The following is a 14,182-nucleotide window of genomic DNA, read 5'->3' on the forward strand; positions in this document are numbered from 1 at the left end:
GATAAAGACGACTTATGATGCCTGGATGGAGCTGCGTCAACTGCACTACCTCACCGTGATCGCCGAGGAGGAGAACCTGGGGCGGGCCGCCCGCAGGCTGTTCGTCAGCCAGCCCGCCCTCTCGTACGCCCTCAAGACTCTGGAGTCGGAGCTCGGGGTGCGGCTGTTCGACCGGCACGCCGGAGGCGTTGCGGCGACCGCGGCGGGCCAGGACGTGATCGCCGAGGCGCTGCTGACCGTTCGCCAGGCCGAGCGGGTGACGGCGGCGGCCGAACGGCACTCGCGCGGCGAGACCGGTGTGCTGCGGGTGGGTTTCGAGGCGAGCGGCGCCGGCGAACTCACCACCCGTGCCCGCGCGGAGTTCGCCCGGCGCCACCCGGGAGTGCGGGTGGCGCCCAAGCGCTACGACTGGGGGCAGGAGGCCGACGCGCTGCGCGACGGCCAGGCCGATGTCGCCTTCGTCTGGCTGCCCAACGACCTGAGCGGGCTGCGCAGCGAGCTGGTGCACACGGAGCCGCGTGTCGTGGGGCTGCCCTGCGGGCACGCGCTGGCCGGCCGTTCGGGCATCTCGGTGCTCGAAGTGGGCGACGAGCCACTGATGTGGACCCAGCGCGCGCCTCGGGAGTGGGTGGACTGGTGGGCGGTCAACCCCCGTCCGGACGGCTCGAGTCCGAAGTGGGGGCCGACCAACGACAACGTCGAGGAGATGCTGGAGCAGGTCGCGGAGGGTTCCTCGGTCTGCTTCGCTCCCCTGAGCATGGCCCGGTACTACGCACGGCCGGACCTCGCCTGGGTCCCGCTGACCGACGTGGAACCGCTGCGGGTGGTGCTCGCCTGGGCGGACGGCCGGGACACGGCACTGGTGCGGGGGTTCGCCCAGGTCGTGCGGGAGCTCGCCGCCTGCGCGGATACGCCGGCCGGCTGACCGCCGGTCAGGGCTGCTCGTCCTCGGGGCGGGCCGGCAGGCTGTCCATGAAGGAGCTGACGGAGAACACCGCGCGTCCGGCGCCCGGCAGACCGTAGCCGGGGGGCGAGGTGAGTCCGTACTCCTCCATCGTCGAGCGGTAGGCGTCCAGCAGCCGGATGTGGTACTCCAGCGGCGCACCGTCCGGGTTGGTCTTCCCCAGGGGCGTCGTGGGCTCGGGACACCAGGTGGTGAAGCGGGGTGTGATGCCGTGCGACATGAAGAAGCGCAGGCCCTCGGTGGTGGATTCGATGGCCTCCTTCACCGTGGTGAACCCGAACGGCTCGGCCATCTCCACGCCTGCGACGAAGTTGGGAATGACGTTGCGGGCGCCGAAGACCTCGGCGGAGTCCAGGATGCGGCGGTGCCATTCGTCGCGGCCGACGTAGCGCTCCTTGCCGGGGCAGTACAGCTCGAACAGCCTGGGGTCCCACACCTCGTAGTTGGGGTGGTAGATCTGCACGCCGTAGTCGTGGAAGCGCTGTACGTCGGCCTTGGGCAGGGCCTGGGCGACGACCTTGCCGATCCAGCGGCCGGGGAACCGCTCCTCGATGGCCTTCGCGTACTGCCCGTAGAAGTCGGCCTCGTCCCGGCCCCCGATGTGGGAGGTGATGGCACCGCCGGTGAGTGTGTAGGCCGTGGACGTCTTCGCGGTGTCGTAGCGGTCGATGATGGCGAGTGCCTCAAGGACCTCCTCGACCGGCTTCACTCCGGTGTACGGACGGCCCGCGGCCTTGTGCTGGCGCCAGTTGTGGTTGATGTCGCAGTACTGGCACTCCTCCTTGGCGCCGAAGTACTGGCAGACCCGGAAGACCGTCAGGTAGACGAGGTAGCCCCACTGGATGGTGGGCGCGACCTCCATCACGGACTTGCCGTTCTCCAAGGTGTGCCGGTAGTAGTCCGGCATGGGGGGAAGCCCGACGTCGGAGATCCGCCTGCCGTCGAGGTAGAGCCCGAGCACTCCGTCGGCATCGGCCGCGACCCGGTAGGGCGATGCGGGATTGACCCGCACGGAGACCACGGTGCGCCGCAGCTCGTACGGTCCGCCGGTGAGGACGATCTCCTCCGGCGGCCGGCGCAGGGCGGCGGCCCCCAGCTCGGGCAGGGTGCCGTGGTCGAAGGAGAAGATGAAGTACGACTTCGGCTTGACGTCGCCGTCCTCGTTGTCGCTGAGGGCGGACTCGTCGAAGGCCAGGCCGCCGCGCAGCAGGTCCTCCTTGATCACGGCCTCCCGCGGCACGTGCGGGAACTGCTCCATGAGCCGTTCGACCAGGCGGGTGCGGCTCGCTTCGGTGCTGCCGGGCTCGGTACGGCTGGGGTCTGTGCGGCTGGGCATGTGCGGGCTCCTCGGTCCGGTTGTCGGTGGTGTTCCGGATACGCCACCCTGTGCAACGAACAGCGCAGCGGAAGCGTTCTCGATCTCGCGCCCGGATGCGGAGGCAGGGTCGCGTTGTCCGTGGGATGCCGCCCGCCGCCGCGTCCTATGTGACCGGTGAGTAGGGTGTGGTGCCCGGGAGCCCGTCGGCCGTGCGGTCGGCCCGACGCCCGGTGCCTGCCGGAGCCGGCCGCGGATCGGAGTGCTCATGCCCCGCACCATGTCAGTGTCGGACAGCACGGTGGTCTCCGCCGCACCTTCGGCCGTGTACGCGCAGGTCAGCGACCCGACCGCGATGGGGCGCTGGAGTCCGGAGAACCGGGGCGCGAGGGTGCTCGGAGAGCGCCGGGACACGTACGTCGGCATGGTCTTCGAGGGCCGCAACAAGCGCGGCCGGATGAACTGGACGACTCGGTGCACGGTGACCGCTGCCGATCCGGGCGAGCGGTTCGCCTTCCGGGTCCACGCGATCGGCGTCCGGCGGCCTCGGCTCCCCGGCGCGATCGCCACCTGGGAGTACCGGTTCGAGGCCGTGGACGACGGCACCCTGGTCACCGAGACCTGGACCGACGACCGGCGCCGGTGGCCGGACTTCCTGGCCAACGCCTTCGACCGGGCGGCCACTCGCGGGCACACCTTCGCGCACTTCCAGCGCGGCAACATCCGCACCACGCTCCAGCGGCTGAGGGCCGCGCTGGAGGCCGCGCCGGACGGGGACGCACCCGGCGCGTGACCTCCCGCTGCGTCAGCGCTCCCAGTGCGAGGGGCGGCTGAGCGAATCGGGGAGCCGGGTGGCACCGTTTCCCCGGGCGGCGTTCACCTGTGACTGCGTCAGGAAGAGGGCTCCGGTCAGGTCGGCGCCGGACAGTTCCGCGTCCCGGAAGTCCGCGCCGATGAGGTCGGCGAGCCTGAGATCGGCGCCGGTGAGGTCCGCCGCGATGAGAAGGGCGCCGCGCAGATCCCCGCCGCGCAGGTCCGCCCCCCTGAGGCGCGCCCCGACGAGGTCGGCGCCGCGGTGATTGCGCTTCTTCCTGCGGGGAGCGGTGGCGCGTACGAGTTCGCTGGTGCGCGAGAGCAGAGCGGCGACCCCGTCGCGGTGCGCCGCGACGTCCAGTTCCGCGAGGGCGTCGGCGTCGAGGCGGGTGAGGCGCTCGGTCTCGTCGAGGGTGCGGCCGATCTCGGTGTGGAGGGAGCGGGCCGGTGCCAGTCCGGCGGCCTCCGTCAGGTACCAGAGCAGTTCGTGCAGCTGTCGCACGACCGGGAAGACCTCGAACATTCGCTGGGCGCTCTCCGGGGCACTGCGCCAGTCCCGTCCGCCGAAGGTCTCCCCCGACACCTTCTGTCCGGCGCCGAAGCAGTCGTACACGGTGCAGCCCGGAAAGCCTTCGGAGCGCAGCCTGGTGTGGATGCCGCAGCGGAAGTCGTCCTGGAGGTTGCGGCAGGGTTTGCCGGCGTCCTTGTTGATGGCGAAGTCCGCGGACCGGGTGAGGGTCAGTGCGACACAGCACAGCCCGAAGCAGTTCCCGCAGTCGGCGCGCAGGCCGGCCCGGCCGTCGCTTTCCGGGTGGTCGGTGCCGGGAGCTCGGTCGATGTCGGGCACGGTGCCTGCGTCCTCCGGTGTGCGTGGTTCATGAACGGCCGAGCCTACCGAGCCTCACGGCGGGCCCTGTCCGCGCGGTCTCCGATCCGTGGAACGGGGGCCTCCTCCGGGGGCGGACAGCTCCGCGCGCAACAATGGTGCGTAATACATCTTTATTGGAGGTGGTCATCATCGTGGCGAACGCACCGGTGGACAGCATTCCGGCCGCGCGGGTACTCACCGATCCGGCAGGCCTGGCCCGGTACCAGCACGACGAGGCCGAGTGGGCTCCGTACGGGATGCCGCTGGCCGTGGTGCGCCCGGCGAGCACCGCCGAGGTGCGGGACGTGGTGCGCCACTGTCTCACCCACCGCATCCCGCTGGTGCCGCGCGGCGCGGGCACCGGCCTGTCGGGCGGCGCGAACGCCGTCGACGGGGCGATCATCCTGTCGTTCGAGGACATGAACCGGATCGTCGAGATCGACACGGCCGAGCGGCTGGCGGTGGTCCAGCCGGGTGTGGTCAACGACGACCTCCGGGCCGCCTGCGCGGAGCACGGGCTCTGGTATCCGCCGGACCCGGCGAGCTCCCCGTGGTCCACCATCGGCGGGAACGTCGCGACCAACGCCGGTGGCATGTGCTGCGTCAAGTACGGCGTGACGCGTGACTACGTACTGGGCCTCGAGGTGGTCAACGGGCTCGGTGAGGTCGTCTCCCTGGGACGCCGAACCGCGAAGGGGGTGGCGGGGTACGACCTGGCCGGGCTGATGGTGGGCTCCGAGGGCACACTCGGGGTGATCACTGAGATCACGGTACGGCTGCGCCCGGCACGGCTCCAGGAGCGGACGGTCGCGGGCTACTTCTCGTCGGTGGTGGCCGCCGGTGAGGCGGTGAGCGCCGTGACCGCGTCCGGCGTCATCCCGTCCGCGCTCGAACTGGTCGACCGCCACTGCCTCGCCGCCGTGGACGCCTGGAAGAAGATGGGGCTGTCCGCGGACGCGGACGTGGTGCTGCTCGGCCGGGTGGACACCCCGGGAGCGGAGGGTGACGCCGAGGCCGAACTGATCCGGGACTGCTTCGAGCGGGCCGGCGCCGGCTGGGCCGCGGTCTCCACCGACCAGCACGAGGCGGATGCCCTGTTCCAGGCCCGGCGGCTGGCCTATCCGGCGCTGGAGCGGCTCGGCCCGGTCCTGACCGAGGACGTCTGCGTACCGCGCACCGCGGTTCCGGAGATGCTGGCCCGGATCGAGCGGACGGCTTCCCGGCACGATGTCCTGATCGCCAACATCGCCCACGCCGGGGACGGCAACCTGCACCCCCTGATCATCACGCCGCCGGGAGACGAGGCGGCACGCGCCCGCGCGCAGTCCGCCTTCGAGGACATCCTGGACGACGCGATCGCGCTCGGCGGCACGGTCACGGGTGAGCACGGGGTGGGGCTGCTCAAGATGCGCGGCATGGACAAGGAGCTCGGGCCGGCGGTGCTCGGCATGCACCACGCGGTGAAGGCGGCCCTCGATCCGCACGGCATCCTCAACCCGGGCAAGGTACTCGGAGGCGGCGCCTGACCAGTGGCCCTCGCGGCCTGGACGCCGTTGTCAGTGGTGCGGCGCACACTGGCAGCAAGTACGTACGGGCGAAAGGGGTGGCGGATGGACGCCGATGAGGAGGCCGGTTTCGAACCGGCCACCGGTGACGGCCCGTCACCCCTGGGCCCGGCGGAGAAGCGTGCCGCCGCGGTGCGGACCGCGTTCGCCGGGTTGGCGCAGATACGCCGGCTGACCAACACCGGGCACCCGGATCCGGAGTCCGTCCCGGCCCCGTGGGAACTGCACAGGCCGGTACGCGCCGTCGCCCTCGCCCTCGAGGCGTCGGGGCTGCCCGCGTCGGCGGTCGAGGCTTTGGGGCGGCGTACGACGACCGGCTACCGGGTGGAGCCCGGGACGGCGCCGGGCACCGTACGGGTCGAGTGGGCGGGCCCGCCGGGCAGCGGGGCGGCGCACGAGGAGGAAGCCGAACTGAACCGGTGCGCGGCGGCGCTGCGGGCCTCTGGGTGGGTCGCGCTGCTGTACCGCGGGCCGCGCCGCCGAAGATTCCTGGAGGTCGAACCACCGGCCGTCGCGCGTACTCCTGACAGCCCGTAGGACCATGCCAGGCCCGGGACCCGGCGCGTTGTCAGACCCATGAGGGATGCTTGTGGGTCCGACACCTCTGACCGGGAGATGCTGAGATGCGCACTGACGAACTCGCCGCGGCGCAGGCGTACGTCCGTTTACTGGAAGCCACCCGGGCGGCCCTCTCCGACCCGGATGACGCCCCGCTCTACATGCCCCTGCTCGCCGCACCGATCGAGGAGGCCGACGGCGCGCTGCGGCGGGCCGGGCTCTCGGGCAACGAGTCGCGGTTCTTCGATCTCGTCCGGTCGCTCCAGCCGAGCATGTCGGGCAGCGGGCACTGAGCCTCGCCGGCCGATCACGGAGGTGATCCGGGCCCGAGGCGCCCGGGTCACCTCCGCGGCTCACCCGCCCGGGGCTCGACACGATCCGCCCAGGACGGTGAGCATGCTCCCGGCGTGGCCTACGCCTCACCTCCTCCGGCCGTCCCCAGCTCGGTCTTCCATGGAGGCAAAGGGACTTCCTGTCTCAGGTCGCTGTCGTGGTCCGATCGTCTCGGGTGTGGTCGCTGGGGGGGGGAGCTCGCGCCCGTGGCGTGGAAGGCCATATGACAGCCCACAGGAATCTCGAGCGCCGGGTGCGCGCCCGCGCCGCCAAGACCGGCCAGTCCTATTCGACTGCCCTCCGGCAATTCCGTTCGGCTCCCCGGGGAGCCGTCATGCCGGAAGAGCACCACCTGCGTCTGGCCGTGGCTCAGACCACGGTCCGGAGGACCCCGGCAACGAGGCCGAACTGAGAGCCGGCGGGACCGAGGTGCGAAGTCTGATGCACCGGGCACGGGCAGCCGGTGCGAGGGTCGTGCACTTCCCCGAGGGCGCGGTCTGCTTCCCGCACAAGCGACTGCTGTCCGCCCTCGGCCCCGACGAGGTGGGACCGTCGGACCGGAGCCGGTTCCGCTGGGATGTGCTGCGGGACGAACTGGCCCTGACCGCGCGCCTCGCGAGGGAGCTCGGACTGTGGACCGTGCTCGGTTCCGTGCACCGGCTCACCGCACCCAACCGGCCGCACAACAGCCTGTATGTGATCTCCGACCGCGGTGAGGTGGCAACCCGCTACGACGAACGGATGCTGTCGCACACGAAGATCTCCTACATGTACGCACCGGGTTCGGCATCGGTCACCTTCGAGGTCGGCGGCGTCCGGTTCGGCTGCGCGCTCGGTATGGAGGCGCATTTCCCGGAACTCTTCGGCGAGTACGAGAGGCTCGACGTCGACTGCGTGCTGTTCTCGACGACAGGAGAGGGTACGGGAGGCGGGAAGGCCTTCGCCACGGAGATGCGGGCGCACGCGGCGACCAACCGGTATTGGGGCGCTTTCGCCGCCCCCGCGCGGCTCGACGGTGGCGCCCCGGCGGGGATCGTCAGCCCGGACGGCGAGTGGGTCGCCCGCTGCCCGGGAGACGGGGCACCTGCACTCGCCGTTGCCGAACTGGGCCCGCAGGACCCGGCGGGCGCCCTGGCCAGGCCCTGGCGGCGCAGAGCGCGCGCAGGCCTCTACAACGGGTACCTGGTCCAGGACGCCCGCAGCGACGACCGCACCGTCCTCTGACTCCGTTTGTCCGGCTTGCGGCTCCGGCTTCCCGTGCCGGAGCCGGGCCGGGTCCGTCTTCGGCCGGGTCGCCCCGATCCGTGGTGAATTGATTCAAACTCCGAAGAAGACTGGCTAGCAGCTTGACTAGTCGTTGTCGCCAAACCTAGCGTACGTTCCAGCTGAAACGATTCACATCGTCCCTGACGGCCTCGGTCGCCGGATGACTCTGCTTACGAGGTGCTCATGTCTGATGTGTCGGCCGTCAAGGCAGCCCTGAAGTCTCAGGTGATCGAGACTCCTTCGTGGGGTTACGGCAACTCCGGGACACGTTTCAAGGTGTTCGCGCAGCCGGGGGTGCCGCGCGACCCGTTCGAGAAGATGGAGGACGCGGCGCAGGTACACGCGTTCACCGGGGTCGCGCCGAAGGTGTCGTTGCACATCCCCTGGGACAAGGTGGCGGACTACGCGGCACTGACCCGGCACGCCGAGGGGCTCGGGCTGCGGATCGGCGCGATCAACTCGAACGTCTTCCAGGACGACGACTACAAGCTGGGCTCGGTCACCCACCCCGACGCGGCGGTGCGGCGCAAGGCCACCGATCACCTCCTGGAGTGCGTCGACGTCATGGACGAGACCGGCTCGCCCGATCTCAAGCTGTGGTTCTCCGACGGCACCAACTACCCCGGGCAGGACGACATCGCCGCCCGCCAGGACAGGCTGTCGGAAGCGCTGGCGGAGGTGTACGAGCGACTGGGCGACGACCAGCGGATGCTGCTGGAGTACAAGCTCTTCGAGCCCGCGTTCTACACCACGGACGTGCCCGACTGGGGCACGGCCTACGCACACTGCCTGAAGCTGGGGGCGAAGGCCCAGGTGGTCGTGGACACCGGCCACCACGCCCCGGGAACGAACATCGAGTTCATCGTGGCGATCCTGCTGCGGGAGGGCAGGCTCGGCGCGTTCGACTTCAACTCCCGTTTCTACGCGGACGACGACCTCATGGTGGGCGCGGCCGATCCCTTCCAGCTGTTCCGGATCATGCACGAGGTGGTCAAGAACGGCGGCCTCAGGTCCGAGACCAACGTCAACTTCATGCTCGACCAGTGCCACAACATCGAGGCGAAGATCCCGGCGGTGATCCGCTCGGTCGCCAACGTCCAGGAGGCGACCGCGAAGGCGCTGCTGGTGGACAGGGACGCACTCGGTGCCGCACAGCGCTCGGGCGATGTGCTCGCGTCGAACGCCGTCCTGATGGATGCATACAACACCGATGTGCGGCCGCTGCTCGCTGAGGTGCGCGAGGAGCAGGGGCTGGCCCGTGACCCGTTCGCGGCCTACCTCGCCTCCGGCAACCAGGAACACATCGCGGCCGCCCGGGTGGGCGGCACGCAGGCCGGCTGGGGCGCCTGAACGCTCCCGTACGCCCCACAGCCTCCGTGCGCCCCACGGCACCCATACGTCACCTGCCGCCAACGCTCTTCTCACCCCCGAAGGAACCCCTATGACGTCCGCGACGCATGCCGAGGTCGCAGCGCTCCTGGAGCGCGCGCACCGGCTCGGCTCCGATCCCCGCAACACCAACTACGCCGGTGGCAACACCTCGGTGAAGGCGTCCGGCGCCGATCCGGTCACCGGGGGCGGGACCGAGCTGCTCTGGGTCAAGGGGTCCGGGGGTGACCTCGGCACGCTGACGGAGGCAGGGCTCGCCGTCCTCCGGCTCGACCGGGTCCGCGCGCTCAAGGAGGTGTATCCGGGCGTCGAGCGCGAGGACGAGATGGTGGCGGCCTTCGACTACTGCCTGCACGGCAAGGGCGGCGCCGCGCCCTCCATCGACACCGCCATGCACGCCCTGGTCGAGGCGGCCCACGTCGATCACCTGCATCCGGATTCGGGGATCGCCCTGGCGTGCGCGGCCGATGGCGAGGAGCTGACCGCCGAGTGTTTCGGTGACAAGGTGGCCTGGGTGGGCTGGCGCCGGCCGGGATTTCAGCTCGGCCTCGACATCGCGGCCGTCAAGGAGGCCAGCCCGCAGGCGGTCGGGGTGGTTCTGGGCGGTCACGGAATCACCGCCTGGGGCGACACCTCCGAGGAGTGCGAACGCAACGCCCTGTGGATGATCCGGACCGCCGAGACGTTCCTGCGGGAACACGGCAGGGCCGAGCCGTTCGGGCCCGTCCTGTCGGACCGGCTGCCCCTGACCGAGCCCGAGCGCCGCGAACGAGCCGCCGCGCTGGCCCCGTTGATCCGGGGTCTGGCGTCCACGGACCGGCCCCAGGTGGGGCACTTCAGCGACGCCGCCCCGGTGCTGGACTTTCTCTCCCGCGCGGAGCACCCGCGCCTCGCCGCGCTCGGCACCTCGTGCCCGGACCACTTCCTGCGTACGAAGGTCAGCCCGCTGGTCCTGGACCTTCCGGCGGACGCCTCACTGGCCGAGGCGGAGTCGAGGCTGCGGGAGCTGCACGGGGAGTACCGCGCGACGTACCGCGCCTACTACGAGCGGCATGCCGCTCCCGGCTCGCCGGCCATGCGCGGCGCGGATCCGGCGATCGTGCTGGTGCCCGGGGTGGGCATGTTCTCCTTCGGGAAGGACAAGCAGACCGCCCGGGTGGCCGGGGAGTTCTACCTCAACGCCGTCAATGTGATGCGCGGCGCCGAGGCCGTCTCCTCGTACGCGCCGATCGAGGAGTCCGAGAAGTTCCGGATCGAGTACTGGGAGCTGGAGGAGGCCAAGCTGCGCCGGATGCCCGAACCGAAGCCGCTGGCCACCCGGGTGGCGCTGGTGACCGGTGCGGGCTCGGGGATCGGGAAGGCCATCGCGCACCGGCTGGCAGCCGAGGGCGCGTGCGTGGTCGTCGCGGATCTGAACGCGGAGAACGCCGCCGCGGTCGCCGAGGACCTCGGCGGGGCCGACCGGGCGGTCGCGGTGACGGTCGACGTCACCAGTGAGGAGCAGATCGCCGCGGCGTTCGAGGCCGCCGTGCTCGCCTTCGGCGGTGTGGACCTCGTCGTCAACAACGCGGGGATCTCCATCTCCAAGCCGCTGCTGGAGACGACGGCGCGCGACTGGGACCTGCAGCACGACATCATGGCGCGCGGTTCGTTCCTCGTGTCGCGGGAGGCCGCCCGGGTGATGCGGGCTCAGGGCATCGGCGGCGACATCGTCTACATCGCCTCCAAGAACGCCGTGTTCGCGGGACCGAACAACATCGCGTACTCCGCGGCCAAGGCCGACCAGGCGCACCAGGTGCGGTTGCTGGCGGCGGAGCTCGGCGAGCACGGGATCCGGGTGAACGGCGTCAACCCGGACGGGGTGGTGCGCGGTTCGGGGATCTTCGCCGCCGGCTGGGGCGCCCAGCGCGCGGCGACGTACGGCATCGAGGAGGAGAAGCTCGGGGAGTTCTACGCCCAGCGGACCCTGCTCAAGCGCGAGGTACTGCCCGAGCACGTCGCCAATGCCGTGTTCGCGCTGACCGGTGGCGACCTCACGCACACCACCGGTCTGCACATCCCTGTCGACGCCGGTGTGGCAGCCGCCTTCCTGCGATGACCGCGGCGACTGCGACGACGCGGACACGATTCTCATGGCTGTGAACCCATACGACCGCGCGGCCGGCGAGGCCGTCTTCGCCGCCGTGGACCTCGGCGCCACCAGTGGCCGGGTGATGACGGGCCGGGTCGGTCCCGGCACCCTGGAACTGACCGAGGCGCATCGGTTCGCCAACACACCGGTGCGGCTTCCCGACGGGCTGCACTGGGACGTACTGGCCCTGTACCAGGGGGTGCTGGACGGTTTGCGGGCGGCCGGGCGCGGCGGCCCGGTCGTCTCGATCGGCATCGACACCTGGGCGGTGGACTACGGACTGCTGGACGCCGACGGGGCGCTGCTCGGGGTGCCGTTCCACTACCGGGACTCGCGCAACAACGGGATGGCACGGCGGCTGCCGGACGGCTGCGGCCCGGCGGAGCTGTATGCCGTCAGCGGGTTGCAGCACCTGCCGTTCAACACGGTGTTCCAGTTGCTGGCGCACCGGGCCACGGCCCAGTGGGAGGCGGCACGGACGCTGCTGCTGATGCCCGATCTGCTGGTGCACTGGCTGACGGGATCGGTGGGTGCGGAGATCACGAACGCGTCGACGACCGGTCTGTTCGACGCGCGCGCCGGTGACTGGTCGGATGCGCTGATCGGACGGCTGGGGCTGGCGCGTTCGCTCTTTCCGCCGTTGCGTGAGCCGGGTGATCCGGCGGGGACCCTGCTGGCCCACGTCGCCGGGGCCACCGGCCTGCCGGCCGGGACCCCGGTGACCACCGTCGCCTCGCACGACACGGCCTCCGCGGTCGTGGCGGTACCGGCGACGGAGCCGGACTTCGCGTACGTGTCGTGCGGCACCTGGTCGCTGGCCGGTCTGGAACTGGACTCCCCGGTGTTGTCGGAGGAGTCGCGGGCGGCGAACTTCACCAACGAACGCGGGGTCGACGGCACCGTCCGCTACCTCCGCAACATCATGGGCATGTGGCTGCTGGAGGAGTGCCGCAGGGTGTGGGACCGCGAGGGCCCGCCCCTCGGTCTGGCCGGGCTGCTGGGCGAGGCGGCCGAGGCGGAGCCATTCGCCGCGGTGATCGATCCAGATGACGAGGCGTTCCTCACGCCGGGTGACATGCCGTCCCGGATCGACGCCCGTCTGCTGCGGACGGGGCAGCAGCCCCCTGCGGGCCGCGGGGGCTACGTGCGGTGCGTGCTGGAGAGCCTGGCGCTGGCCCACCGCAGGACGTTGCGACGGGCCGCGGAGCTGGCGGGCCGCGCGCCGGCGCGCATCCACCTGGTCGGCGGCGGCTCGCGCAACGAGCTGCTCTGCCAATGGACGGCGGACGCGAGCGGACTGCCGGTGACCGCGGGTCCCGCCGAGGCCACCGCCCTCGGGAACATCCTGCTGCAGGCCCGCGCCCACGGTCTGGTGGGCGACCTCGCCGGGGTGCGCCGGCTGGTCGCCCGTACCCAGGAGCTGCGGCACTACGAACCACGGGGGGACCGGCGGGACTGGGACCGCGCGGAGGCCCGGCTCACCGGGAAGTCACCTGCGAGGAAGGGAAGCACCTGATGTCTGACGACCATGCCGCCGAGCCCGGCGGTGCCCTTGCGCGGACGTTGCGCCGCCGGACCCGGGTGGGCCTGGTCTCCGGCGGGCTCGGCGCGTACTGGCCGCAGTTCCCCGGGCTGCTCGATCAACTGCGGGAGTCGGCCCGGTTCGTGACCGAGCGGATGGAGGAGATGGGCTGCGAGGTGGTCGACGCGGGCTTCGTCTCCGATCCGCAGGAGTCGGCCGGGGCGGCCGAGCAGTTGCGCCGGGCCGACTGCGATCTGGTGGTGACCTTCCTGACGACGTACCTCACCGCCTCGATGGTGCTGCCGGTCGCCCAGCGCACCCGGACACCGGTGCTGGTCATCGACCTCCAGCCGACCGAGGCGATGGACCACGCGAAGACGGGCACGGGCCAGTGGCTGGCGTACTGCGGTCAGTGCCCGCTACCTGAGGTCGCCAACGTGTTCCGGCGCAGCGGCATCCCGTTCCGCTCGGTCTCCGGCCATCTGCGTGACGAGAACGCCTGGGGCCGGATCCGGCGCTGGATCTCGGCCGCCGGGGTGCGCGGTGCGCTGCGCCACGGGCGGCACGGGCTGATGGGGCATCTGTACCCGGGCATGCTCGACGTCTCCACCGACATGACGCTGGTCTCCTCGCAGCTGGGCGGCCATGTGGAGGTTCTGGAGTTCGACGACCTGCGGGTCAGGGTCTCGGCCGTCACGGACGAGGAGACCGCGGAACGGGTCGCGCTGGCCCGCAAGGTCTTCACCCTGGACGATTCGGTCGACGAGGGTGATCTCGCCTGGGCGGCCCGGGTCTCGGTCGGCCTCGACCGGCTGGTGGCCGACTTCGCGCTCGACAGCCTCGCCTACTACCACCGGGGGCTGGAGGGCGAGATCCATGAGCGGCTGGGGGCCGGCATGATCCTCGGCGCCTCGCTCCTGACCGCCCGCGGGGTACCGATGGCCGGTGAGTACGAGCTGCGCACCAGCCTGGCGATGCTGATCGCCGACACCATGGGGGCGGGCGGTTCGTTCACCGAACTGCAGGCCCTCAACTTCCGGGACCGGGTCGTGGAGATGGGGCACGACGGCCCCGCCCATCTGGCGATCAGCGCGAGGGACCCGCTGCTGCGCGGTCTGGGCGTGTACCACGGCAAGCGCGGCTGGGGGGTCAGCGTCGAGTTCGACGTCACCCACGGGCCGGTCACCACGTTCGGCATCGGTCAGGAGGCCGACGGTTCGTTCGTGCTGATCGCGTCCGAGGGGGAGGTCGTGCCCGGTCCCCTGCTGGAGATCGGCAATACGACCTCCCGGGTCGACTTCGGCTTCGATCCCGGTGAGTGGACCGATGCCTGGTCCGCCACGGGCATCGGTCACCACTGGGCGCTGTGCACGGGTCACCGCGCCAAGGACTTCCGGGCCGCCGCGGACCTGCTGGGTCTGCCGTTCCGTACGGTGACCGGGCCCAACCCTCTCTGAC

The 14,182-nt window shown here is 71.2% G+C and carries 12 protein-coding genes; 10 read left to right on the plus strand and 2 right to left on the minus strand.

From position 1 onward, the window contains the following. Positions 1-25: 25 nt before the first annotated feature. Positions 26-925, plus strand: a complete 900-nt coding sequence (locus EDD93_RS33140) for a LysR family transcriptional regulator (RefSeq protein ID WP_123529661.1) — start codon at positions 26-28, stop codon at positions 923-925. Positions 926-932: 7 nt separating this feature from the next. Here the strand turns inward: EDD93_RS33140 and EDD93_RS33145 are convergent, their stop codons facing one another. Continuing rightward, on the minus strand, positions 933-2,300 hold the full coding sequence (locus tag EDD93_RS33145; protein ID WP_123529663.1) for a radical SAM protein: 1,368 nt from the start codon (positions 2,298-2,300) through the stop codon (positions 933-935). A gap of 247 nt (positions 2,301-2,547) precedes the next feature. On the opposite strand from EDD93_RS33145, the gene EDD93_RS33150 reads away from it, so the two are divergent. Further along, positions 2,548-3,072, plus strand: coding sequence for an SRPBCC family protein (locus tag EDD93_RS33150; RefSeq protein ID WP_123531546.1), 525 nt, complete (start codon positions 2,548-2,550; stop codon positions 3,070-3,072). A gap of 12 nt (positions 3,073-3,084) precedes the next feature. Here EDD93_RS33150 and EDD93_RS33155 read toward each other — a convergent pair whose 3' ends face one another. Further along, complete coding sequence (locus EDD93_RS33155) at positions 3,085-3,939, minus strand: pentapeptide repeat-containing protein (protein WP_123529665.1); 855 nt, start codon at positions 3,937-3,939, stop codon at positions 3,085-3,087. Between the two features lie 173 nt (positions 3,940-4,112). Here EDD93_RS33155 and EDD93_RS33160 point away from each other — a divergent pair, with 173 nt between their 5' ends. The 8 genes from EDD93_RS33160 (at position 4,113) to EDD93_RS33195 (ending at position 14,181) form a co-directional block, all read left to right on the plus strand. Beyond that, the gene (locus EDD93_RS33160) at positions 4,113-5,486 is read left to right on the plus strand and encodes an FAD-binding oxidoreductase (protein WP_123531547.1); all 1,374 of its coding nucleotides are present in this window, start codon (positions 4,113-4,115) and stop codon (positions 5,484-5,486) included. Between the two features lie 84 nt (positions 5,487-5,570). After that, a complete protein-coding gene (locus EDD93_RS33165) occupies positions 5,571-6,062 on the plus strand; it encodes a hypothetical protein (RefSeq protein ID WP_123529667.1) in 492 nt (163 codons plus the stop codon). Between the two features lie 86 nt (positions 6,063-6,148). Then, on the plus strand, positions 6,149-6,376 hold the full coding sequence (locus EDD93_RS33170) for a hypothetical protein (protein WP_123529669.1): 228 nt from the start codon (positions 6,149-6,151) through the stop codon (positions 6,374-6,376). Positions 6,377-6,857: 481 nt separating this feature from the next. Then, entirely contained in the window at positions 6,858-7,640 is a 783-nt protein-coding gene (locus EDD93_RS33175) for a carbon-nitrogen hydrolase family protein (protein WP_260256061.1), read from the plus strand. A 225-nt stretch (positions 7,641-7,865) separates the two neighbouring features. Beyond that, positions 7,866-9,032: an L-rhamnose isomerase gene (gene rhaI, locus EDD93_RS33180; protein WP_123529671.1), complete on the plus strand. Its 1,167-nt coding sequence runs from the start codon at positions 7,866-7,868 to the stop codon at positions 9,030-9,032. Between the two features lie 91 nt (positions 9,033-9,123). Further along, positions 9,124-11,169: a bifunctional aldolase/short-chain dehydrogenase gene (locus EDD93_RS33185; protein ID WP_123529674.1), complete on the plus strand. Its 2,046-nt coding sequence runs from the start codon at positions 9,124-9,126 to the stop codon at positions 11,167-11,169. 34 nt (positions 11,170-11,203) lie between these two features. Then, a complete protein-coding gene (locus tag EDD93_RS33190; protein ID WP_123529676.1) occupies positions 11,204-12,718 on the plus strand; it encodes a rhamnulokinase family protein in 1,515 nt (504 codons plus the stop codon). Then, positions 12,718-14,181: an L-fucose/L-arabinose isomerase family protein gene (locus EDD93_RS33195; RefSeq protein ID WP_123529678.1), complete on the plus strand. Its 1,464-nt coding sequence runs from the start codon at positions 12,718-12,720 to the stop codon at positions 14,179-14,181. Before EDD93_RS33190 ends, EDD93_RS33195 begins: the two co-directional genes overlap by 1 nt. Position 14,182 lies beyond the last annotated feature (1 nt).

The sequence above is a fragment of the Streptomyces sp. 840.1 genome (assembly GCF_003751445.1).
Classification (GTDB): domain Bacteria; phylum Actinomycetota; class Actinomycetes; order Streptomycetales; family Streptomycetaceae; genus Streptomyces.

Excerpts from the sequence above, each read along its gene's own strand:
- EDD93_RS33190 (WP_123529676.1), top strand. The coding sequence starts at position 11,204 with ATGGCTGTGAACCCATACGACCGCGCGGCCGGCGAGGCCGTCTTCGCC.
- EDD93_RS33140 (WP_123529661.1), top strand. The coding sequence starts at position 26 with ATGGAGCTGCGTCAACTGCACTACCTCACCGTGATCGCCGAGGAGGAG.
- EDD93_RS33195 (WP_123529678.1), top strand. The coding sequence starts at position 12,718 with ATGTCTGACGACCATGCCGCCGAGCCCGGCGGTGCCCTTGCGCGGACG.
- rhaI (WP_123529671.1), top strand. The coding sequence starts at position 7,866 with ATGTCTGATGTGTCGGCCGTCAAGGCAGCCCTGAAGTCTCAGGTGATC.
- EDD93_RS33175 (WP_260256061.1), top strand. The coding sequence starts at position 6,858 with ATGCACCGGGCACGGGCAGCCGGTGCGAGGGTCGTGCACTTCCCCGAG.
- EDD93_RS33145 (WP_123529663.1), bottom strand. The coding sequence starts at position 2,300 with ATGCCCAGCCGCACAGACCCCAGCCGTACCGAGCCCGGCAGCACCGAA.
- EDD93_RS33185 (WP_123529674.1), top strand. The coding sequence starts at position 9,124 with ATGACGTCCGCGACGCATGCCGAGGTCGCAGCGCTCCTGGAGCGCGCG.
- EDD93_RS33150 (WP_123531546.1), top strand. The coding sequence starts at position 2,548 with ATGCCCCGCACCATGTCAGTGTCGGACAGCACGGTGGTCTCCGCCGCA.
- EDD93_RS33170 (WP_123529669.1), top strand. The coding sequence starts at position 6,149 with ATGCGCACTGACGAACTCGCCGCGGCGCAGGCGTACGTCCGTTTACTG.
- EDD93_RS33165 (WP_123529667.1), top strand. The coding sequence starts at position 5,571 with ATGGACGCCGATGAGGAGGCCGGTTTCGAACCGGCCACCGGTGACGGC.